The sequence below is a fragment of the Paenibacillus vandeheii genome, assembly GCF_030433635.1.
Classification (GTDB): domain Bacteria; phylum Bacillota; class Bacilli; order Paenibacillales; family Paenibacillaceae; genus Paenibacillus; species Paenibacillus vandeheii.
Map to the genome: position 1 here is coordinate 140,208 of NZ_JAROCD010000007.1, position 23,329 is coordinate 163,536.

Annotated in this window: 22 protein-coding genes; 21 read left to right on the forward strand and 1 reads right to left on the reverse strand. The window is 47.4% G+C overall.

From position 1 onward, the window contains the following. Positions 1–150: 150 nt before the first annotated feature. Positions 151–1,386, reverse strand: a complete 1,236-nt coding sequence (locus P5G61_RS15330) for an MFS transporter (protein WP_301247341.1) — start codon at positions 1,384–1,386, stop codon at positions 151–153. A 382-nt stretch (positions 1,387–1,768) separates the two neighbouring features. Between P5G61_RS15330 and serS the strand changes: the two genes are divergently transcribed. The 21 genes from serS to P5G61_RS15435 all read left to right on the forward strand — a co-directional run bounded on the left by serS (position 1,769) and on the right by P5G61_RS15435 (position 23,186). Next, positions 1,769–3,067: a serine--tRNA ligase gene (serS, locus tag P5G61_RS15335; protein ID WP_301247540.1), complete on the forward strand. Its 1,299-nt coding sequence runs from the start codon at positions 1,769–1,771 to the stop codon at positions 3,065–3,067. Positions 3,068–3,200: 133 nt separating this feature from the next. Next, complete coding sequence (locus tag P5G61_RS15340) at positions 3,201–3,848, forward strand: response regulator transcription factor (protein WP_301247342.1); 648 nt, start codon at positions 3,201–3,203, stop codon at positions 3,846–3,848. Then, positions 3,841–5,226, forward strand: a complete 1,386-nt coding sequence (locus P5G61_RS15345) for a sensor histidine kinase (protein WP_301247343.1) — start codon at positions 3,841–3,843, stop codon at positions 5,224–5,226. The genes P5G61_RS15340 and P5G61_RS15345 overlap by 8 nt, the downstream gene beginning before the upstream one ends. Before the next feature lie 169 nt (positions 5,227–5,395). After that, positions 5,396–6,421: a polysaccharide biosynthesis protein gene (locus P5G61_RS15350; RefSeq protein WP_301247344.1), complete on the forward strand. Its 1,026-nt coding sequence runs from the start codon at positions 5,396–5,398 to the stop codon at positions 6,419–6,421. Continuing rightward, complete coding sequence (gene murG, locus P5G61_RS15355) at positions 6,370–7,476, forward strand: undecaprenyldiphospho-muramoylpentapeptide beta-N-acetylglucosaminyltransferase (protein WP_301247345.1); 1,107 nt, start codon at positions 6,370–6,372, stop codon at positions 7,474–7,476. Before P5G61_RS15350 ends, murG begins: the two co-directional genes overlap by 52 nt. Positions 7,477–7,796: 320 nt before the next feature. After that, a complete protein-coding gene (locus P5G61_RS15360; RefSeq protein ID WP_301247346.1) occupies positions 7,797–8,903 on the forward strand; it encodes an Ig-like domain-containing protein in 1,107 nt (368 codons plus the stop codon). A gap of 132 nt (positions 8,904–9,035) precedes the next feature. Beyond that, entirely contained in the window at positions 9,036–9,587 is a 552-nt protein-coding gene (locus P5G61_RS15365; RefSeq protein WP_301247347.1) for a GrpB family protein, read from the forward strand. A 6-nt stretch (positions 9,588–9,593) separates the two neighbouring features. Further along, positions 9,594–9,983 carry a ribosomal maturation YjgA family protein gene (locus P5G61_RS15370; RefSeq protein ID WP_301247541.1) on the forward strand — a complete coding sequence of 130 codons (390 nt, stop codon included), beginning with the start codon at positions 9,594–9,596 and terminating at the stop codon, positions 9,981–9,983. A gap of 30 nt (positions 9,984–10,013) precedes the next feature. Further along, positions 10,014–10,571, forward strand: coding sequence for a GNAT family N-acetyltransferase (locus P5G61_RS15375; RefSeq protein ID WP_301247348.1), 558 nt, complete (start codon positions 10,014–10,016; stop codon positions 10,569–10,571). Positions 10,572–10,621: 50 nt separating this feature from the next. Continuing rightward, positions 10,622–10,951 (forward strand): DUF952 domain-containing protein, encoded by a 330-nt coding sequence (locus P5G61_RS15380; protein ID WP_301247349.1) that lies wholly within the window; start codon positions 10,622–10,624, stop codon positions 10,949–10,951. Between the two features lie 27 nt (positions 10,952–10,978). Next, on the forward strand, positions 10,979–11,569 hold the full coding sequence (locus P5G61_RS15385; protein ID WP_024632247.1) for a DUF1572 family protein: 591 nt from the start codon (positions 10,979–10,981) through the stop codon (positions 11,567–11,569). Next, positions 11,566–12,156, forward strand: a complete 591-nt coding sequence (locus P5G61_RS15390) for a histidine phosphatase family protein (RefSeq protein WP_301247350.1) — start codon at positions 11,566–11,568, stop codon at positions 12,154–12,156. Before P5G61_RS15385 ends, P5G61_RS15390 begins: the two co-directional genes overlap by 4 nt. Before the next feature lie 3 nt (positions 12,157–12,159). Then, on the forward strand, positions 12,160–12,990 hold the full coding sequence (locus P5G61_RS15395; protein ID WP_301247351.1) for a DUF2785 domain-containing protein: 831 nt from the start codon (positions 12,160–12,162) through the stop codon (positions 12,988–12,990). Positions 12,991–13,028: 38 nt separating this feature from the next. Then, positions 13,029–13,739, forward strand: coding sequence for a 5-oxoprolinase subunit PxpB (gene pxpB / locus P5G61_RS15400; RefSeq protein ID WP_301247352.1), 711 nt, complete (start codon positions 13,029–13,031; stop codon positions 13,737–13,739). Continuing rightward, entirely contained in the window at positions 13,736–14,785 is a 1,050-nt protein-coding gene (locus P5G61_RS15405) for a 5-oxoprolinase subunit C family protein (protein WP_301247353.1), read from the forward strand. Before pxpB ends, P5G61_RS15405 begins: the two co-directional genes overlap by 4 nt. Next, positions 14,760–15,527 carry a LamB/YcsF family protein gene (locus tag P5G61_RS15410; RefSeq protein ID WP_301247354.1) on the forward strand — a complete coding sequence of 256 codons (768 nt, stop codon included), beginning with the start codon at positions 14,760–14,762 and terminating at the stop codon, positions 15,525–15,527. Before P5G61_RS15405 ends, P5G61_RS15410 begins: the two co-directional genes overlap by 26 nt. Positions 15,528–15,594: 67 nt before the next feature. Beyond that, positions 15,595–16,053: an NUDIX domain-containing protein gene (locus P5G61_RS15415; RefSeq protein ID WP_301247355.1), complete on the forward strand. Its 459-nt coding sequence runs from the start codon at positions 15,595–15,597 to the stop codon at positions 16,051–16,053. 401 nt (positions 16,054–16,454) lie between these two features. Next, positions 16,455–16,871: a pyridoxamine 5'-phosphate oxidase family protein gene (locus tag P5G61_RS15420; RefSeq protein ID WP_076290637.1), complete on the forward strand. Its 417-nt coding sequence runs from the start codon at positions 16,455–16,457 to the stop codon at positions 16,869–16,871. 476 nt (positions 16,872–17,347) lie between these two features. Then, positions 17,348–19,606 carry a bifunctional 2',3'-cyclic-nucleotide 2'-phosphodiesterase/3'-nucleotidase gene (locus P5G61_RS15425; RefSeq protein WP_301247356.1) on the forward strand — a complete coding sequence of 753 codons (2,259 nt, stop codon included), beginning with the start codon at positions 17,348–17,350 and terminating at the stop codon, positions 19,604–19,606. A gap of 212 nt (positions 19,607–19,818) precedes the next feature. Continuing rightward, positions 19,819–20,862 carry an EAL domain-containing protein gene (locus P5G61_RS15430; protein ID WP_301247357.1) on the forward strand — a complete coding sequence of 348 codons (1,044 nt, stop codon included), beginning with the start codon at positions 19,819–19,821 and terminating at the stop codon, positions 20,860–20,862. 227 nt (positions 20,863–21,089) lie between these two features. Beyond that, the gene (locus P5G61_RS15435; RefSeq protein ID WP_301247358.1) at positions 21,090–23,186 is read left to right on the forward strand and encodes a methyl-accepting chemotaxis protein; all 2,097 of its coding nucleotides are present in this window, start codon (positions 21,090–21,092) and stop codon (positions 23,184–23,186) included. Positions 23,187–23,329 lie beyond the last annotated feature (143 nt).

A 23,329-nucleotide genomic window follows, 5' to 3' on the forward strand; every position in this document is an offset into this window, starting at 1 on the left:
GATAATCAGTTTAGAGCGAAGAACATTTTCACGAAAATCATGAGGCATTCATTATAAATTAAAAAAGGCTCCGTAGCATTCACGGCTACGAAGCCTATCTTTTTACGGCTCTGTGTAATTGGAATCTTATTTATCATCCTTCAATAGATGTTACGATGCTGAACTTACAGCATGCCTGTGCTGCCATTGATAGGCGATCACGCTGATAATCAGCAGACCGACTGCAAAAATGGCAAGCATCCATGCGGACTGGTTCACTTCCAGATGATCCAGACTCCAGCCGGTGACCAAAGGCAGAATGGCACCACCAACCCCGCCTGATGCAATCAGGATGCTGGGTGTTGATTCTTCTGTTCCAGGCAGCATTTTGCTGGCGAAGACGAGGGCAATGGAGAACACACCCGACAGTGCGAGTCCGAGTAACAGAATGATCAGAAATGCCGACCAGATCTGGTTGGTAAAAGGAAAGATCATTAGCAGCACAACTGCTGCAAGGCAACTGTACAGCACGTAGACTCGATATTGGAATTTCTCCGCAATATATCCGGCAAACAGTCGTCCAACAGACATGGCGATCCAGAAGCAGGTAACACTCAGCGCGGCACCTGCTTCCTTCATGTTCATTTTCTCAATCAGAATGGCTGGCATAAAGTTGGCAAGGCTCATTTCAGTGCCGACATAGAGAAAGAAAAATAGAACAAATAAAGACAGAAGAGCCAAATTACGGCCGCGATAGGTGGAACGAGTTGGCTGAATGTTTGCAGGATTCGTTCCATTGGGCGATGCAGCAGCGTGAGCGTGTCCGGGAGTCTGGTCGGAGCTACGCCGACTCAGCTCGCTGTCCAGCTCACCGAATGAACTTTTGGCCCAGAATATAAAGGTCATCGCTGCACAGATGGCAACCACGAGGAACGACATACGCCAATACCCGGCAGAAATCAGACCGCTGGCAATGAGCGGCATAACCATGGCGCCGATACCGAATAACACTTCAAGTCGACTCATGGCAACAGCCGTATTATCTTTAATTGCAGCAATGATGATTGTACCGATAACAGCCTCGATCATCCCGAATCCGAATCCGGCTGCAGGTGCAATGACGAACATCCAGCCCCATGGAGGCAGCAGCATATAGGATAACTCTGCAATGCAGAGCAGAGCGGCAGCAATTAATAGACCGCCTCGTTTGCCAAAGCGATTATTCAACCACGGAGATAACAGTACACCACCCAGGAACCCGGCAAATTGGGCAAATATCAGTGTTCCTCCCTGGCTGTAATCCTTGCCATAATGTTCGAGGGCAACGGGCAGGATGGACCCGAGAACCACGTGGGCAAGTCCGATGAGGAAATAGGACAAGCATCCAATCCAAAGCAATTTTTTCATAAAGAAAAACTCCTTCTAATTATGATGTATATGTAGTAAGTCTGCCATTCAGGAGCATTTCCTTAAAACAAACAATCTCTATCATAACAGGACATGTTAGGGTGTGCACGGATAACTTGCAATGGAGGCGAAAGTTGGTATATACTGAACCACAACAATTACAGATCGGACCATGCCGTTGAAGAGCATCCAACTCGGAGGCGTTTTCGCCAGGGGAGCGAATTATTCCCCAAGTTAACCGGAACCGCCCGTTATCGCGGACCAAGAGGCTGAACCAGAGTATTCTGGTTCAGCAAGTTGGGTGGCACCGCGAGCAGAGCGCTCCTCGTCCCAAGGGATGAGGGCGCTCTTTGTATTTTTACAGCCAAAGGAGACGGTGACCATGTTGGAAATGAAGTGGATTCGGGAGCATGCAGAAGAGGTGCAAGCTGCGGCAGTCGGCAAGAGAATGGATATCAGTATACGTGAATTGTTGGAACGGGACGAAGAGCGCAGAGCGCTTTTGCAGGAATCGGAAGAAGGGCGTAGAGTTCGTAACTCGTTATCCGCAGATATCGGCAAGCTAATGCAAGCTGGTGAGCGTGAACAGGCCGAGGGTTTAAGGGAACAAGTGAAACAGCTGAATGATCAGTTGGCGCATGTTGAAGCCAAGCTTGCCGTTGTGCAAGAGGAAGTGACACGGCTGCAATGGTTGGTACCCAATATCGTATCGCCGGATACTCCAATTGGCGCATCGGATGAGGATAATGTGGAGCTGAGACGTGTGGGGGAGCTGCCGGTATTCGATTATGAGGCTAAGGATCATGTGGAACTCGGTGAAGGGCATGATCTAATTGATATCCCGCGTGGGGTGAAAATCGGCGGAACACGAAGCTACGTGCTCAAAGGAGCAGGACTGCTCCTGCACCGGGCTGTACAGCAACTTGCACTTGATTTGCTGTTGAAGCATGGATTTACGCCAATGGAGGTTCCTTTGATGGTGAGGGAGAATACACTCTTGAACACGGGGTTCTTCCCCACAGGACGGGATCAGGTCTATGAGTTGCAAGGCGAGAACAAGTGGCTGGTGGGAACATCGGAGGTGCCGCTGGTTTCGTATTACGCGGATGAGATTGTGGATGTGCAGGAGCCGATCAAGCTGGCTGCCGTATCGACGTGTTTCCGCAGTGAGGTTGGCTCAGGCGGGCGGGATGTGCGCGGGTTGTACCGGGTGCATCAATTTGCCAAAGTGGAGCAAGTCATTCTTTGTGCACCGGATGCGAAAGAATCGGAGCGAATGCTGCAGGAAATTACGGGACACGCCGAGGAATTGCTGCAATTGCTGGAACTGCCTTATCGAGTGGTGGCTGTGTGTACAGGGGATATGTCGCAGAAAACGTACAAACAGTATGATATTGAGACCTGGATGCCAAGCCGCAATGCGTACGGAGAGACACATTCATCGTCGAATCTGCATGACTTCCAGGCGCGGCGTTCGAATATTCGTTGTCGCGATGCCGAAGGCAAGCTCGCATACTGCCATACGTTGAACAATACGGCTGTGGCTTCACCGCGCATTCTCATTCCATTGCTGGAGAATCATCAGCAGGCGGATGGAAGCATTCGCATTCCAGCTGCACTTCAGCCCTATATGGGCGGTGCCGAATATTTGATTTTGCCACACCAGGAGGAAGAGAATTAAACGGATTACAGGCTGTGTTGAGAAACAAAAAGGAACCTATTCCGGGGTTCCTTTTTGTTTTGCCTGTGGTATGTCACACAGCTGTAACGTACAGATTGTATAGTAGAATTCAGTTTGGAAAGGAGGCGCAGATATGAACCTGCTACTTGCGGATGATGAGCCGCTGATGCTGCAAATCTTGAAAGCCTATTTCGTTAAAGAGGGCTTTCAGGTGTTTTTGGCCGAGGATGGGGAAACAGCCTTGGAGCTCTTTTATAATAACCAGGTCGATTTGGCGGTTTTGGATTGGATGATGCCAGGTCGCAGCGGTATCGAGGTGTGTCGGGAAATCAAGCGTACGAGCCGGGCGAAGGTACTGCTGCTGACAGCCAAAGGGGAATCGGATGATGAATTTCTTGCCTTGAAAGCCGGGGCGGATGATTATCTGCGCAAGCCTTTTGATTCGCGTATCCTGCTTTTGCGTGTTAAGAAGCTACTGCAACTTTCCTCCAAAATCATTGTGGGAGAATTGACCGTCGATCTGGATGGCCAGAAGATCTATCGTCGTGGAGTGGATGTAGGGGCCACCCATAAGGAATTCGAATTAATGAAGGTTCTGGGAATGAATAAGGGTCAGATCGTAACCCGTAAAATTTTGCTGGATCAGGTATGGGGTTTTGATTACTTCGGCGAGGAGCGCACTGTAGACACACATATCCGCAGACTGCGTGAGAAAATTGGAGAAGATTCGATCAAAACGTACCGGGGAATGGGTTATTGCCTAGAGGATCAAAATGAGTAAACTGACCCGTAAGCTGCTCGTGCGTATTATCAGTGCATTGTGTGTGGTCTTCTTCCTATCCTTTATCGTCAATACCTTTTTCCTGCCTACCTATTTCTTGTATCAAAAAAAGCAGAAGTTGGCGGAATTAACGACTGAAATCTCTGCCTCAGAACATGGCGTTCCAATACAACGGATGGAGAGCCTTGAAACGCAATACGAGGTCGCTATTGCTTATACTTCGTTGAAAGATAGTGTGAATGATATTAACGATCAATTGTTATGGCAATATAACCGTAAGGGGATTGCCCTCAGTAAATTTTGGCTGACAGAAGAGAGTATCTCTGCGCTGCGTGAGGGTGCAAGGGTAAATAAATTCTATGATCAGACCAAGTTAAAATCAAGCTTCCTCGTCAACTTTGTGAAGGTGGGGGATTCCGTGTTTGCAGTAGGGGAATCCATCTCGCATTCAACGGAGACGATTCGAATTATTAATCAGTTCAATGCGTATATATGGCTCGGTATGCTGCTGCTGCTCATCCTGCTGTCCGTGCTGTACACCGCCCGGATCGTTAAACCGCTCGCGAAGCTAAGTGAAACGGCTGAGGCCATTTCCAACTTATCGTTTACGAAGGTTGATATAAAGACAGGTGATGAGATTGAGTCATTAGGACGCAGCATCAATGTGATGAGCGACAAATTGCAGCAGGCGCAGCATTCACTGGAACTAAAAAATGCCAATCTGCGAACGTTCATCTCGGATATCTCGCATGAATTGAAAACACCGCTCTCCCTGATTCGAGTCTATGCCTCTGGTATTCAGGATGGCCTGGATGACGGAACCTACGCTGGGGTAATTCAGCAACAGAGCGAGGAGCTGGCTGGTTTAATTGACCGACTATTGGAGTTATCCCGTCTGCAGGCCGAAGTATACGATTTTGAACCTGTTGATCTTCGCCAACTGCTCACGGAGACCCTTCATACCTATGAAACCGTATTTCAGCAGCATGATTTGCATGTGGAAGTGGAGGATCGTTGGGCTGACGAGACCTGGGTGCTGGCTGATCGACGGAAGCTGGAGTCTGTTCTGCATAATTGGATGACCAACGCGGTGAAATATACAAGTGGCGACCGAATAACCATAACACTTGAGCTAAAAGGGGAAGCGGCATATTTTGGCATTGCCAATGAAACGGATAAAGAAGAACACGAGCAGTGGGATCAGGTTTGGGAGCCCTTCTATGTAATGGATAGCTCGCGCAGCAAAAAGTTTAGCGGGACGGGACTGGGCTTGTCTATTGCCAAAACGATTCTGGAGAACCACCATGCTGACTATGGCCTTGGAGTAGCCGATGGAAAGGTTATATTTTATTTTTCTTTACCTTTAATACAGCGTTAACTGTGGATGCCGCCATGCAGATGGTGGTTTTTTTCGTGTGATCCGGTCTGAATGTGCACAGATAACTTTGGGGAAGTCAATGGTTTACCTGTCGTCATACTGATGTAACACAATGGCCTTAGGATAGGCTTATCACCAAAGCAGAACTTAATTCATGGAGGGATATCCAATGTTCAATAAAACCTTTTTAATAACGGGAGGCACAGGCTCATGGGGGGAAGAGTTGGTCAAACAATTGCTCGTTAAGGAGCCAAAAGAGATACGTATTTTTTCACGAAATGAATCGCTTCAGGCTCAAATGAGGCAAGCCATCTCTGACCCGAGAGTAAAGTTTGTACTGGGGGATATCAGAGACCGATGGGAGCTGGCGGGTGCCTGCAAGGATATAGATTATGTCTTTCATCTGGCGGCACTTAAACATGTACCGGTCTGCGAGGACCAACCAGATTGTGCGGTCAAAACCAATATTATCGGAACGCAGAACGTTATTGATGCTGCAATCGAGAATGGCGTGCAGAAGGTAGTATATGTCTCTACAGACAAGGCAGCGAATCCTTCAAGCATGTACGGCATGACCAAGGCCATCGGGGAAAAGTTGATTTTATTAGCGGACACCCGCTCTGCTACAAGCTTTGCATGTGTACGAAGTGGGAACGTTCTTGGCTCAACGGGCAGCGTTGTACCGTTATTCAAACGCCAGCTTGAGTTAGAGCAGCCTCTCAGCGTTACTGATTCCAGAATGACACGTTTTTTTCTTCCCCTTGGAGAGGGCGTGGAGATTCTCCTATCGGCGATGGAGCAATGTGAGGGCGGCGAGATTATTGTACCTCGAATGCCATCCTGCAAAATAACGGATATCGCACAGGTGTTGGCAGAGGATGCTGGGCACAAGGATGCTCCGATCCATTTCATCGGTGCCCGGCCGGGAGAACGGCTGTATGAGACATTGATCTCAGATTGGGAAAACGTTTGTGAAGCGGAAGAGGAGAAGTCCTACTTTGTTGTCACTGCCTCCCCTTCATCCAAATCAGTGGAAAACGAGGGATGTCGGGCATCTGCTTCTGCTGGCAAAGGATATCATTCGGAGGATGTCATCCTGACCAAGGCAGAGGTTCGCGATATGCTGTGGAGAGGGGGATTTCTGTGTTCAAGCGGAGGATCATATTTACAGGAGGCGGCTCCGCCGGTCATGTGACAGCCAATCTCATTCTGATCTCCAGACTGCTTCAGGAGGAATGGGAGATTCATTATATTGGGTCGAAGCATGGGATCGAGCGCCAATTGATCGGAAAAATTCCGGCTGTTCATTATCATACGGTTGCAACTGGCAAGTTGAGAAGGTATTGGGCGTGGGCAAATGTTTCCGATGTATTCAAGATTATGCTTGGGGTGCTGCAGGCTTATCTGCTTATTTTACGAATTAAACCTCATGTTTGCTTTTCGTTAGGAGGCTTCGTGGCTGTTCCTGCTGTAATGGGTGCCAGCTTAAACCGGGTCCCTGTTCTGATTCTGGAACCGGATCTTCATCCAGGTCTGGCCAACAGGCTGTCACGGCGATACGCTCAAATGATGTGTACCACGTTTATGGATACAACAACGTTTGCCTCCGCGGAAGCTTCGGGAAAGACGGTGTACGTAGGCCCTGTAATCAGGGAGGAGTTAAAGCTTGGCAGCCGCGCGCGGGGGATTCATTTTTGCCGATTTGTCTCCGATCGACCCATTCTGTTGATTATGGGTGGTAGTCAGGGATCGGAAAGGCTCAATCTTATGGTACTTGAAACACTGCCGGAGCTGCTCAAGCGTTATCAAATCATTCATATATGTGGTACAGGTAAATTGAACTCATCCTTTCCACGGTTTGCAGGTTACAAGGCATTTGAATACGTGCATGAAGAACTTGCGGATTTAATGGCTATGGCAGATATGGTTGTGTCACGCGCTGGTTCCAATGCGATCCATGAGTGGCTGTTGCTTCGCAAGCCGATGCTTCTGATTCCCCATGCCCATGGCGGATCTCGTGTTGGACAGACGCTGAACGCGAAGTATTTCCAGGAGCGAGGTTATGCAAGGGTTCTCCATGAGGAGGAGCTGACTGCTCAGACATTCCTGCGAGATATTGACCTCGTATATAAGGAGAGGGAGCGTATGATAGACCATATGAAGGCGAGTGGCACGGAGAACGCCGTTGACAAGGTGCTGGAGCTTATTCATACAACGGTTTCCTCGGTGGAAAAGGCTGAAGATGAATAAAATATTTCCCGAACTGTTGCTGGTCATGTTCTTTTTGCTCATCGTATCTATCCTGATTATCTCAAAACGTTTATAAAGGCGAACGCTTCGCTTTTCCAGGTTTTTTCTATCCTCTCCGTGAGGCATTCTTCAGTCACTTCCATATGACTTGCAGAATGCCTCTGCTTATTTCGGAATATAGGGAGGGCTGCATCAGAGGACAGATGTCGAATGTTCCTCATATCCGAGATTTTGCTCCAACATTATTCACTTTTATGTAATGTGTTTCCGATATAATATAATAGAAGTAAAATATTGGATTACAGGAGATGAAGATTGCAATGAATGGAATCAAAAAAGCAATACGAGGCACCTTGGCCCTTATTTTAGTATTGGCAGTACTGGCCCCTTCGCTTGCCCTGGCAGCCACGGGTGATGTGACGTCCATTGAAATTACCAACAGCAGTCCGCAGCAGATGAGTGTATCCCAGACAACTACACTTCAAGTGATGGCGGTGATTGAAGGATTTGATAACAAACAGGATGTTACCGGTGGAGTCACATGGTCCACGAGTAACGATGCGGTTGTCACCATAACAAAAGGCAAGGTAAAGGCTGTAGCAGCAGGAGAAGCAACGGTATACGCACAGGTAAATGGTGCCAAAGCACAATTGCTGGTTAAGGTTCAGGATAAAATTAAAAGCATCAAAGCTTCCCCGAGTTCCTATAATTTTGTCAAAGGGAGTGAAAGTACGCTTCCCAAAGTAAGCATTGTGCGTGCAAATGGCAAGGAAGAAGACGTCACATCCGAGATCGTATGGACGGTATCGAGTGCTTCCGCTGTGCTGGAAAGTGGGAAAATTAAAGGAATTACGCCTGGCAGAGTGCTGCTACAAGGCAAATATGGCTCAGAGACGGTTAAAGTTCCCGTAGCCATCACGGATGAGATCACCAAAGTTGAAGTGACACCTGCTGTCATGCAGCTGAATATTAAGAAATCTAAAGCGTTGAAGGTCATCGGTACATATGCCAATGGGAAAACGATTAATCTTTCGAAACAGGTGACGTGGACTTCTTCCAACAATACTGTAGCAACCGTCAAAAACGGTACAGTAAAAACACTGGCAGAAGGAAAAGCCACCTTGACAGGAACTTATCAAAATCAGACAATAAAGGCAGAGGTTACCGTCGTTCCTTTGCTCAAAAAGCTGATTACAGGCCAGAAAACACTCGTGTTATCGCCGCAGGCAAGCACAACACTGAGTGTGATGGCGCAGTATGATACAGGCAAAACCACGATTGTAACGAGCAGTGCCGTGTGGAGCAGCACCAAACCAAGTGTAGCCACAGTAACGGGTGGCAAGATTGTGGCCGTAGGTAAAGGCAAAACTTCAATCACAGCCAAATGGGGCAATAAAAAAGTGACCATACCGGTAACGGTAAAATAAAGTATCATCGAATCAAGCAAATCAATTGAGTTCATTTCATCATCATGAACAGAAACAGATGGGGCGTAGACATACGCCCCTTTTAGGTATAAAAAAATCTAAATTCAGTCCCGCAAAGGAAGGAGCATCTGAATGACAAATCACTTGCAACCTAAAAATTGGCCTGCGTGGGCGACAGAATCGGTAGAGATTGTTGAGGCCAATCCCATGTGGGACCTACTAGCTCAGGAAGAAATTCAGCAACTGAGAGACCTGTTGCAGCAGTTCAATATTCATAGATTCGAACATATAGGTAGCACGTCCATTCCGGGCTTGCCCGCCAAGCCCATTATTGATTTGATGGGAGAGGTTCAGTCATGGGATGATATGGACTTGATTGCCAATCAGCTGAATCCGGTAGGATGGAACTACGTTCCCCCTGAACTGGATGGTCGGGAATACAGACGATTCTGGGTCAGGGTGAAAGATGGCAAGAGAGCTGTACATCTTCATCTGATGCGCCCAGAAGAGGTGCGTTGGGATCGCCAAATCCAGTTTCGGGACGTGCTGAGACAACGCCCGGATCTGGTTGAGGTATACGCAGCCCTGAAGGTTAAGCTTGCTGATGAGAATAAGGATGATAGAGAAGCTTATACCACTGCCAAAACGGAATTTATTCTAAAAGTGCTTGATGAGGGCATTTAATTCGTGATGACCGTATTTAGCAAAGACAGGCTGATTTATTTCACCGCAGTGATCATAACCATGGCGGCAGGGTTGGCGTCCAGGCACTTTGGTGCACTTTTGCCGAGTTTTGTGCGTGAGCATTTTGGTGACGCCTTGTGGGCAGGGATGATCTATTTTGGGATACGCATGTTATGGATTAATCGCAGCAGAGAGTGGGCGATGATAGTTAGTCTGATTTTCAGCTGGGCCATCGAATGTTCACAAATAATTCAGACCCCTTGGCTGAACGAAGTGCGTTCTACGATGCTGGGTGCGCTTATTTTGGGACATGGATTTCTGGCGATGGATCTGCTGAGGTATGCTGTCGGCATTCTGTTTGTGTATGGGATTGATCGTTATTTCCTGAGAAATTAAGAAGGCTTGATAATGGGGAGTGGGACTTACGTGAATATTGAGAAGCTTTTTGCAGACTCACCTGAGTTTGAGACAGAGCGGTTGGTACTGAGACGTCTTACGCTTAACGACCTCGATGATTATTTTATGTTTGCCTCCGATCCGAGGGTGAGTCAGCAAAGTTTGTGGAACTGCCATGAGACGTTGGATGACTCCGTTCAATATATTCAAAGAGTGTTGGACAATTATGAGAAGAAAACGGTCTATCTATGGGCCTTTATTCTGAAGGAAACGGGGAAGCTGATCGGTCGAGGCGGTATTTTCCACCTTAATGAACCCATGCAGAGTGCCGAACTGGGATACGCGATAGCCAGCAGTTATTGGGGCAAGGGCCTCGCGGCAGAAGCGATGCAGCCAGTTGTTGAATACTGTTTTCAGGAATTGGACTGCAATCGGCTGGAGGGGAAATGTAATGCAGGCAATATCGGATCTGCACGAGTGATGGAGAAGCTGGGCATGTCAGTTGAAGGTTTACTGCGCAAACAATTGAAGATCAAAGGTATATTTACAGATCAAAAATTGTACTCACGTATCCGGGATGATCTATAATACTTCCAATGACGTGCAGGAACATAGAAGAAATTGAAGGAGGCGGAACAATGATCTACAGTATTATTTCCCGAGCGGTATGGGAGCAGGTATCCAAGCAGATCGTGTATGCACCGGATAGCCTGGAGACGGATGGTTTCATTCATTGTTCCACCAAAGAACAGATTCCATGGGTAGCAGCTCAATTTTATCAAGGGCGTACGGATTTGTTATTGCTTGGTATTGATGAGAGGGACTTGAAGCCGGAACTGGTGTATGAGGACCTGTATGAGTTGAATGAACTATTTCCACATATTTATGGTGAACTTAATTTGGACGCTGTACGAAAAGTTATTTCCTTTGAACCGAATGAGGACGGGACGTTTTCTTTTCCTGAATAAAAACATTTTGCGAAGGGTTGTGAACGCGTGGACATGAATCAGGTATTTCTGGATACAGCCGAGAAGCAATTTCTTTATTACAAGCAGCTTGGGGAGAAGGCTATGGAGCAACTGGAGTCTGAGCAGCTGTTTCAATCCTGGAATGAAGATGCCAACAGCATTGCGGTTATTGTGAAGCATCTCTGGGGCAATATGCTGTCCCGTTGGACGGATGTACTGACAACTGATGGAGAAAAGCCGTGGCGTGAGCGAGATGCCGAATTCGTGAATGATATCTCGACCCGAGAAGAGCTGCTTGCCAAATGGGAGGAAGGCTGGAACTGTCTGCTTGGAGCCATTCGTTCTTTTACACCGGAGCAACTGTCGCATATCATATATATTCGCAATGAAGGACATACCGTTATGGAGGCAATCATCCGACAATTGGCGCACTATCCTTATCATGTGGGACAGATTATCTATGCAGCCAAAATGCTCAAAGAAACCTCATGGAACAGTCTTTCCATTCCGAGAAACGGTTCTAGTCAATATAATGGTGGCAAATTTGCCAAACCGAAGGCACGAAAACATTTTACAGATGATGAATTACGTATAGAAAAAGGTGAGGAACAGCAATGACACAGATCGCATTGATTCGCCATGGAAGCACGGCTTGGAATAAAGAGAAACGTTCCCAGGGACAAACGGATAATCCGCTGGATCAGGAAGGAAGAGAACAGGCAGTATTGCTTGCCGCAAGACTGAGTGAGGAAAAATGGGATGCCATCTATGCAAGTGACCTGGAGCGTGCAAGTGAGACGGCTCGCATCATCGGAGATCGTTTGGGAATTCAGGAGATTCAGTTGGACCCGAGGCTGCGTGAGATGGGCGGTGGACAGGTGGAAGGTACGACCGAAGCTGAGCGTTTAGCGCGTTGGGGAGCGGATTGGAGTAATCTCGATTTGGGCCGGGAGCTTGCGGATGCAGGCACGGTGCGGGGTAGTGCCGCGTTAGAAGATATTGTACGCCAGCATCCCAATGGTAAAGTGGTCGTTGTCAGTCATGGTGCCATTCTTCGTAATACACTGCGAGGTCTGGTGCCTGAGCTTGATGTGAGCGCAAAGCTGTCCAACACGTCGATCACCCGGATTTCTTGGGAAGCGGAATTTTGGCAGTGTGGGCTATACAATTGCAGCGTGCATCTGGATTCCTCCAAGGAGTTGTGATAGATGGATGCTCTGGCATTAAAACAGAAATTGCAGCATATTCAGTCGACTAATCTATCCATCCATGAAGTGGAACAGCCTTACGAATTGGCTCTGCATATGATGCAGCATATTGGCAGTCCGGACCCGGTCCTGCGGGATGAACTGATCTATGTTACATTTGCGACCTGGATTGGGCAGGGTGTATTTTCGGAAGAACAGCTCGGGAAGCTGTTACAAATGGCGCTGGATGATCAGCACCTTTTTCATGGAATCGGAGAACGAGGCACGGACAGTGTGTTTACCCGAACCTTCTCTGTGCTGCTCCTGCCTCCAATTCTGAGTGTAGATCGTCAGCGGTCTTTTATGAAAAAGGAAGATATAGAGTTTATTCATCAGCGGTTGACTACGTATCTGGAGCGTGAAAAAGATGTTCGTGGCTATGCCGATGATAAGGGCTGGGCGCACGCTCCGGCACACGCGGCAGATGCGGTTGAAGACCTTGCGCAGTCGCCTTATATGGAGAAGGCCGCTTTGCGGGAACTTTTGCATGCGCTCGCAGTGAAAATTATCGAATCAAGTCTAGTTTACATCCATGATGAGGATCAGCGGATTGCCCGTGCAGTGGTCACCATCCTTCGGCGCAATCTGCTGGAGCAAAACGATATTTCGTCTTGGATCGATTCACTAAATCCAAACGAAATGACGGAGGGGAAATCTCTTCTGGAAATCAGCCAAATGAGCCTGAATGTGCGTGTCTTTTTGCAGACGCTCTATCTTGCGATACGGACGGAAGAAGCAGAGCCTTTTCCTGCTGTCCGTTCACTTATTTTGCAGACTTTGGAGAAACAATGATCAACGGATTATAAACTTGTGCACAAGGAGGGGATGGCATGACCGAAATGCCGTATTCATGGACTGAGGATTTGCTGTCTCCTCTGGGCGAAACAGGGGTTATCATCCGTTGTGGGGATGCCATATCTGAAGCGGTGCACCGGAGGGTGATGTCGGTATGTGCTTTACTGGAAAAGAGCCTTATACCGGGTGTCTTCGAATGGTTACCTTCGTTTGCCTCAGTCACGCTGTTTTATGATCCGTTGATCATTCCGTACCACGAGGTATGCAGGGTGCTGCTTCATCATTTGAATACAATGGAAGAAGCAGCAGAGGATTGCACCAGAACAGTTATTATTCCGGTATGTTATGGTGGTGAACTCGGTCCCGACCTGGAATACGTCGCTACTGAACATGGGCTTCCGCCAGATGAGGTCATAGCTATTCATACATCTGGCGATTACCTGGTTCACATGATTGGATTTGCACCGGGTTTTCCTTATCTGGGCGGATTATCGGAGAAGATTGCTACGCCCAGACGACCCACACCTCGACTTCGGGTTGAAGCAGGAACGGTGGGCATTGGTGGCAAACAAACCGGAGTTTATCCGGTATCGACTCCCGGCGGATGGCAATGTATTGGTCGAACGCCGCTGGCGCTGTTTCGTCCGACGGAAGATCCCCCGAGCCTGCTTGCAGCGGGTGATCGGGTTCGTTTTGTGTCAATATCACTTCAGGAATATCTGGAACAGAAGGAGGGCGAACGATGAGTATTGAGGTCATTCGCTCAGGTCTGTTATCCACCGTGCAGGATGAAGGAAGAACGGGATTTCGCCGGTATGGGATACATCCAGGTGGGGTTATGGATACCTTTGCAGCCAGAGCAGCGAATGTATTGGTTGGAAATTCACGTGGTGCAGCTGTGCTGGAGATGACAATGACCGGACCAGAGCTTCATTTCTATGAAAATCAGCTGATCTCTTTATGTGGGGCGGATCTGACGGCAGCGGTGGATGGCCTGCCTGTTCCCCTATGGCGTCCGACCGTGATTCTTGCTGGAAGCGTGCTGAGATTTGGTCGATGCCGCTCTGGCTTGCGGGCCTATATGGCGGTTGCTGGTGGAATCGCAGTACCTGAGGTCATGGGCAGCCGAAGCACGGATCTCAAAACAGGTATTGGTGGGCTGAAAGGGCGTGCCTTACAGGTGGGCGACAGGTTGCCAATGGGGGAAGCTTCTCGCGAAGCGCAAGCGACGTTGCATAATCTGAGCCTGCGCGCTGAAAAGAACAACCGACGGATGCATGCACCTGCCTGGTATTTGTCTAGCAGGGAATGGCCCGCCTACCAAGCTGATCCTGTCATTCGTGTCATGCCGGGCAAGGACAGTGCAGCGTTTAATAAAAATAGCCTTGAACGATTCCATCAAGAACGATATGTGATCTCTCCCCAATCAGATCGGATGGGTTATCGATTGGAAGGTGCAAAGCTGGAACTCGGTCAGCCAATGGATCGGTTGTCTGAAGCCGTAACCTATGGCACGGTACAGGTGCCAGCAGACGGTCAGCCTATTATATTGATGGCCGATCATCAGACCATCGGAGGATATCCTGTAATCGCACAGGTGGCCCGCGTGGATTTGCCCATATTGGCACAGGCACGGCCCGGGGCAAAAGTTGCTTTTAAGGAGATTACATATGAAGAAGCGCAGCAACTATTCCTGGAACAGGAGCTGAATTGGAAGCTGAACGATCAGCTGGTTCGCAGGAGATTGGCAGAAATGGGGGCCTTCAATGAACACGGTGGATATCAATTGTGACCTGGGTGAAAGTTTCGGGGTGTACCGAATGGAGTCGGATGTGGCGATTCTGCGGCTGATTACTTCAGCCAATATCGCTTGTGGATTTCATGCGGGTGACCCAGCAACGATGCGGGAAACAGTGCAGCAAGCATTGGAGCATCAGGTTGCGATCGGTGCCCATCCCGGTCTGCCGGATTTGCAAGGCTTTGGTAGGAGACGTATGGACATTACGCCACGGGAAGCCTATGACATGGTTGTATACCAAATTGGCGCGCTGGATGCTTTTGTCCGCTCAACCGGAGGACGCATGCATCATGTGAAACCTCATGGGGCTTTGTATAACATGGCTGCTGAAGATGATCGGCTCGCTGAGGGTATCGCCGAGGCCATTTATAGAGTACAACCGGATCTGTATCTATATGGCTTAGCCGGAAGTGCAATGATACAGGCAGCGGATCGCATTGGACTGCGCAGTGTGAGTGAAGTTTTTGCGGATCGGACCTACACACCTGATGGGACACTAACACCGCGCAGTCAGCCCGGGGCAATCATCGAGCAGACGGAAAAAGCCCTTGCTCAAGTGCTGCGCATGGTGAAAGAGGGAATCGTGCTGTCAACGGAGGGCACACTTGTCCCCATTAAAGCAGAGACGATTTGCATTCACGGTGACGGTGCGCATGCTCTTACATTTGCTCAAGAGATTCGTACGTTGCTTGAATCTGAGGGAGTTACGCTGTCTGCGCCTGGAGTTGCTAGATAATTGCTACAGTAACAGAGGGCTAGGTAGGGAGCGAACTATACGAATTTGTAAGGAGTGAAACTATAACATGAAACCGATACGTAATTCGGCGAAGGCCGTTATCGTACAGGATGGACGTCTGCTGGTGATCCGGTTGGAGGATCAATATGGTGCAGCTTTTGTTTTCCCCGGCGGAGGACAAGAGAAAGGCGAGGAGCTCAAAGATGCGGTTGCCCGTGAATGTCTGGAGGAGATTGGACAGGCGGTGACCGTGGGAGAACTGCTGCATATCCGGGAGTACATTGGGAAAAATCACGAATTTGCCGAGTGGGATGCCGATGTGCACCAGGTTGAATTTTATTTTGAATGCAAGTTAATAGATCCGAAAGCTACAATCTTTGAAGGCACCAGTCCAGACGACCATCAGGTAGCTGTAGAATGGATTGCTCTTGAAGAGCTGTCTCAGGTTCGTTTATATCCGAAAACAATTGGTGAGTTGTTGCAAAATAAGAATTCGTCACGCATTTACCTGGGAGATTTAAATTAAAACTGTCACGTTTATGAACGGGTTCATGGATTCACCATAGGTGAGGTGGGTACACTATAAGTACAGGCTTATTACACTTAACGTAAGCTGACTGTACTTATACACAGCAACGGAGTGGATAAAACCTAAAGAAGCGAAACCTGTAAAGTTGAGGCGTTGAAAGGTTTCTGTTTGAACTTTAGCTTACCCACTCCTCCATTTGGAAGAACTGTAGACGTAGTGGAGGGGACGGAATCGATTCTGAGGAAGCGAAGCGTTCGCCTTTGTCTCTGAATTATAACCATATAGAGATTCAATCAAGATAATCCAGAGACAACAGCGATCCAAAGAACGATCCGTACCCGTAACGGCCACCTACAGGAGTTCTTCAAATATCCCCCAAATCGAAAGGAGCAATCCCCATGAACCAGACTGAATTGGAACAAAACATTGTAAAAGCATTGGAAAACAACCCTTTTTGCAGTTTCTCCACGGTGGAGAACGGTAAACCGAAATCTCGCTATATGGCGCTTTTTAACGATGGAATGAACATTCATCTGGCGACAAACCGTCGTACGCACAAGGTAGAAGAGCTGGAGAACAATCCGAACGTCAGCCTTTTGCTAGGTTATGAAGCGGGTGGCTCCAAGGAAGTAGTCGAGATCGAAGGAACTTGTGAAGTGACGAAAAATGAAGGTTTGCGTGAACAGGTATGGAATGATGAATTAAAAGCATGGTTTGACGGCCCGAACGATCCCAATTATGTCATTTTGGACATTACCCCCAATCGGATTGAATACACTGGCAAAGATCATGAGCATCAGGTGTGGGAGCAGTAATTTAAATGTTGAAAATCACCTTTTCATAGTGGGGGGCAGTGCCACTACTTGGAAAAGACATAGCCAACCGTGAACGCCAGAAGGCTTCACGGTTTTTTGGTATGAACGGATTCAGCTAATATGGATATAGATGTAAGACACATGTAATATACGTTTTTAACAGAGTGTGTAAACTGTTTTCATCCAAAAACATGCAAAAAATGTCGAAATCACGCATGATAATGTAAACTAGGGTATGTATGTGCGGATAACGTAAAAAATAATGCTTTTCAATGGCTAAACATTACGTTATGATTTGGAATGTAAACGATACGCACAGATATGAATAGATGTTCATGTGAGATAAACTAACTTGAAATTCTGATGCATACGATCAGAAAATCAGTACGCACAACCCATGAGATCTTTCGCATTTCTGCGCTTATTCGTTTGCTCACTAATGCATGATTCAATGTTCATAACCGGGAGGGGTTATTTTGAGAAAGAGTAAAAAAGTATTATCGAGCCTGACTGCCGCTTTGGTTGCATTAAACGTGCTTGCGGTATTTCCGGTACCTGTATCGGCTGCGGACGCTACTAAGGTTAAATTGCGGATCATGGAAACAACAGACATTCACGACAACTTAGTTAACTATGACTACTATTCCGACAAAGAGACAGACCAGTATGGACTGGCGAAGACGGCTACACTGATCAAAAAAGCCCGTGATGAAGCAAAGAACAGCTTGCTGTTCGACAACGGTGACCTGATTCAGGGTAACCCGCTTGGCGATTATGTAGCGAAGATTGATCCACTCAAAAAGGGTGAGACTCACCCTGTATATAAAGCGATGAACCTGCTCGATTATGATGCAGGAAACATCGGTAACCATGAGTTTAACTATGGTTTGGACTTCCTTGACATGACGCTGGAAGGTGCGAACTTCCCTTACATCAATGCCAACGTATATGTAGATGACGGTGACGACGATGAGACGAATGACAAAAACTATTTCACTCCATACAAAATTTTAGACAAAAAAGTGACCGACGAGAGTGGCAAAGAGCACACCATCAAAGTGGGTGTTATCGGATTTGTACCGCCACAAGTTATGCAGTGGGACAGCGCTAATCTGGAAGGCAAAGTCATTGCCAAAGACATTATCGCAACTGCAAAAAAATTCATCCCTAAAATGAAGGCTGAAGGTGCCGACATTATTGTGGCTATTCCTCACTCCGGTTTTGAAGATATTCCGCAAACGGATCTGATGGAAAACTCGGTATTGTATTTGAGCCAGGTTGAAGGCATTAATGCCATTCTGTTCGGACATGCCCACAAAGTATTCCCGAGCGCGGATTTTGCCGGTAAAAAAGGTGTAGATCTTGAAAAAGGTACAATCAATGGTGTTCCTTCCGTTGAACCAGGCTTCTGGGGTGACCACCTCGGGATTATCGATCTGGACCTCGAACAGGTAGACGGCAAATGGAAAGTGGTAGACTCCGCGGTGGAAGCACGCCCTATCTATGACACAGCTAACAAAAAAGCTCTGGTAGATGCGGATCAAGAGATCGTTGATGCTGTTCATGACGAACATGAAGGTACGCTTGAGTATGTTCGTGGCCCAGTTGGCGAAACAACAGCTCCAATCAACAGCTTCTTTGCACTGGTTCAGGATGATCCATCCATTCAGATTGTAACGAATGCACAGAAATGGTATGTCGAAAAACATTTGCAAGGAACAGAATATGAAGATATCCCTGTATTGTCTGCAGGAGCTCCGTTCAAAGCAGGCGGACGTTCAGGTGCTTCGTATTACACGAATATCCCTAAAGGCACAATTGCTATCAAAAACGTAGCTGACCTGTACGTGTATCCAAATACGGTACATGCCGTTATGGTTAATGGTGCTGAGCTGAAAGAATGGTTGGAATGGTCTGCTGGTCAATTCAATCAGATCGATCCGGCTAAAGGCGGACAGCAACAGCTGGTCAATATGGACTTCCCAACGTATAACTTCGACGTTATCGATGGTGTCACGTACCAAATTGATGTGACTCAACCAGCCAAATACGATGGCAAAGCAACGATTGTCAATGCATCGGCTAACCGTATTAAAGATCTGAGCTTCAATGGCAAACCGGTTGATCCAGCTCAAAAATTCATCGTAGCAACGAATAACTATCGTGCTTCTTCGTCCAAACTGGCTAACCCGGACGGTAAACGAATCGTCTTGGCTGCACCGGATGAGAACCGTCAGGTTATCATTGATTACATCCGTGAGAACAAAACGATTAACCCAACGGCTGACGGCAACTGGTCGCTTGCACCAATTAAGCCTTCCGCAGGTGTAACGGCAGCAGCTCTTAACGACCTTGAAGTGGTATTTGCATCTTCCCCAGATGCCAAAGCATTGGTGGAAGCGAACCCGGCGATGTCCTTCATCGGGACGAACAAAGACGGTTTTGCTGAGTATGGCTTGAAATTGACAGGAGAAGCAGCAACGACTCCAGAAACAGGCACGGAGCCTACTCCAACGCCTACGAAGCCAGACCCAACTCCAACTAAACCTACAACTAAGCCACAACCTGAGAAACCAGCAGGCGGCAAAGTGGTATATGTAGTGAAAAAAGGAGATAATCTCTATCGCATTGGTTTGAAATATGGTGTGGACTGGCGCAAGCTTGTCTCTGCTAACAAAATTACAAATGTGCACAACCTGAAAGTTGGACAGAAAATCGTAATTCCCGCTTCTTAAGAGTAGTTAGCGGTAAAAGAAGACCGACAGTCTTAGACTGTCGGTCTTCTTCATGCTATGTTGAACTGTTGATGCATCAGTAACCATCATAGTTGGAGTCATCAAAACAGTAGAGATAAATTTGTAAACCCGTGCTATAATATTTACAAACTTTGGGTATATACTATTAATCATTAATGAGATAGAATCACAAACTGGCAAGGGGGTTCTACATGAATTGCAGTGGCTGCAGTCCAATTCATCCTATAGAGTATCAAGGTACCCTGTATATGCGTCCCATTTCCCCCGCTTTGCTGGAAGCACTGCAAATGCAGGAAAGACATGTTGAATATTCAGAAGAATTCATCTGGATGCATTTTTTGAACCTTGAATCTGTAGAGCGTTGTATTGAGGATATCCTGAAGATTGAAGCGACCCTGCCGGATACGTTAATGGTTCAGGTCACTCCACTGTATGGCCAGGCAAATGACGATAGCTGGATTAGTCTTTCCATGCAGGAAGCTCGCCTCAAGCATGCTGATCTGGTTTCCATTATCTTGGAACATCAATTTAGCAGTCATATGCAGCCGATCGTAGATGCATCGGAGCAGATTATCGGATTTGAATTTTTACTTCGTCCTGCTGAACGAGGTAGGTCCTTCAGTGCATATGAATTATTCGAAGTTGCACGGGATACCGGATTGCATTCTTTTCTGGATCGGACAGCACGTATTGCTGCCATTGAGACGAGTGCCGTTCTTTTACCGCATGGTGTCAAACGTTTCGTGAATTTCTTACCTTCCTCCATCTATAACCCCGAATATTGCCTGACGCACACGTTTGAGACGATTGAACGCCTTTCGCTAGATCCTAAGGATTTTGTGTTTGAAGTGGTGGAAACGGAACAGATTCAGCACATGTCCATCTTGCAGCGTATTTTTGAGGTATATCGTGCTCATGGAATGTCGGTTGCCTTGGATGACGTGGGGGCCGGATTCTCGACACTCGAAGTAATGAATCGGCTGGAGCCGGATTTTGTCAAAATAGATCGGAGTCTCATTGATCGTTGTGATCAGGATTTGACGAAACAGCAGCAAATTATCGATATAGTTGAAATGTCACGCCGTTTTGGCGGGCGGGTACTCGCGGAAGGGATCGAACGATTCGAGGAATTTGAATTTTGTCGATCCGTGGGTATCGACTTGGCCCAAGGGTATTACTTTGGTAAGCCAACAGCATACCCACCACAAGGTCCCTACGGAAAAACCTCTGCCTGAATGGAATAAATTATGGATGTACCCCCCAAGTCACTTCGCATCATCGGAGTGGCTTGTTTGGCATGCCCTGTACATTTCACAATCAAATAAATATGCTCATTCAGCCGATATATAGGATAGGCCTTCAGACTACAGCGGTCTCTATAGGACACCGTATTTAATCAGGTTGGAGAGGTCCTACATAAAAAGAAAAAGGGCAGATTTATATTTGGAGGGGGAGAAGCAAGATGAATAACATTCGGGGGAATGAACAAGAAAAGGCAGCAAGCAAGTCAGCCAAGCCAAAAGATAATAAACTGAAAAAGAAAAACAAAAAGAAAAAAGGCTTCGTCTGGAGCATAAGGAACAAATTATTGGTATCCTTTCTGGCGGTGCTGCTCTTGCCGAGTCTAACCATTGGAATGGTTACGCTCCTTATCGCGGATCATACGGTGGAAGACCAATTGATGGACAGTGCCAAACAAAGTGTAGACACAACGAATTCAATCATTGGCACACATGTGGATGCGAAGGTGTATGATATCAATTATTTTGCCAGCTTGATTAAGAAAGATATGATTAAAGGACAAACTGAAGGCTCTGAGCTTGAAATGAAGTTGAAACAGTATCTGGGTTTACATCCGGATGCTTTAAATATCTTTGTGGGAACCAAAGAGGGAGTCATGGTTCGTGGTAAGGAATCTGCGGGAAGCTCACAGGGGTCCGCTTATGATCCCCGGGAACGGGAATGGTACAAGCTTGCAATGGAGAAGCCAGGCACGCCAGTAGTTTCACCAGTATCCAAGAATACGGACGGCATTGCTGTTGTTTTTGTCTCCAAAACGCTTGATGATCAATCCGGTGTTGTTGGTTTGTCCATGGATCTGACAGAGCTGCGAGAACAGGCATCCATTAGGGTTGGCAAAGAAGGGTATGTCATCATCATGGATGCGGACAAAAATTATATCGTGTCTCCAGTCATGGAAGCTGGTACACAAGAACAAAGTACAGCGTTGGATCAGATGTATGAAAGCAAGGAAGGCGAGTTTAGTTATATCTATAATGATGATCCCAAAACGATGATTTTCTCTACTAATGAGGAAACCGGGTGGAAGATTGGCGGCACAATGTTCCAAAGTGAAGTATCCAATGCAAGTAAAGACATTCGGGTGGCTACTATAGTCGTTATCCTGTCTGCCACAATACTTACGCTGGTCTTCATTATTTGGCTTACGCGTTCTATGTTGCGTCCGATCAAGCGTCTGCAGGAATCCGCGAGAGCCGTAAGTAAAGGCGACCTGACGGTGAAATTGGAGACCAAACGCAAAGATGAAGTTGGCGAGCTGGCGAAGTATTTCGAACGGATGGTCGACAATCTGCGCATGATGATTCTTGGTGTACAGGAGACGGCAGAGCAGGTCTCTGCCTCCTCACAGGAATTATCCGCTAGTGCGGATCAAACGACCAAAGCTATTGAGCACTCAACGATGGCGATTCAGGAACTTGCCGAGGGTGCCGAGCAACAAGTGAAGAGTGTAACAGATGGATCAGGACAAATGAGCCAAATGGCGGAAGATGTTCGCATGATGTCCGAGCGTGTGCAATCCGTTACAACGAACATGCGGCATACATCCGGAGCTGCCTATTCAGGTAATGAAGCTGCAGGTGAGGCGGTGGAGCAGATGAATAGCATTCAGGAAACGGTGGAACAACTGGCGACGGTGATCCAATCACTGAATGCGCGATCCGTTGAGATTGGCAGCATGGTAGATGTGATTGCCACAATCTCAAAGCAGACCAACCTGCTAGCGCTGAACGCTTCCATTGAAGCGGCTAGAGCGGGTGACGCGGGTCGTGGTTTCGCTGTCGTAGCGGGAGAGGTACGCAAGCTTGCGGAAGAATCGGGAAGCTCGGCAGCACAAATTGGTGAATTGGTTCATAATATTCGTCGGGATATGGATGCTGCTCTGAGCGCTATGGAAGCAGCTCAGACACGGGTTGGAGACGGACTTCAAGCTGTGAACACGTCTGGACAATCCTTTGCTCAGATTCGGGAGGCTGTGGAGGATGCTGCTCATACGCTGGATGATTTGTCCGAAACGACAAAGCAACTGGAGAGCGGCGCTTCCAACGTTGCCAAAGCAATGAACGATATCTCCATCGTGACCCAAGAATCTGCTGCAAATACGGAATCGGTCTCGGCATCTTCTCAGGAACAGCTGGCATCTGTAGAGGAGATCGCTTCGTCTTCAGCACATCTGAACAGTATGGCGGAGCAATTACAAGGGTTGCTGGGTATGTTCAAAATGGTGGAGGACACAGCGAAAAATGGGGACAAGTCCTAACCGTTAGACGATATATTTCACCCAGTTTCTATAGAGATTAGAAGGAAATAAAGATAGACTTTTCTCCTGCAGCCCTGTATAACTATATCGTGGTTTACGCGTATGAATTGCGGTGTAATCATATCTGGCAGACCATTCACATA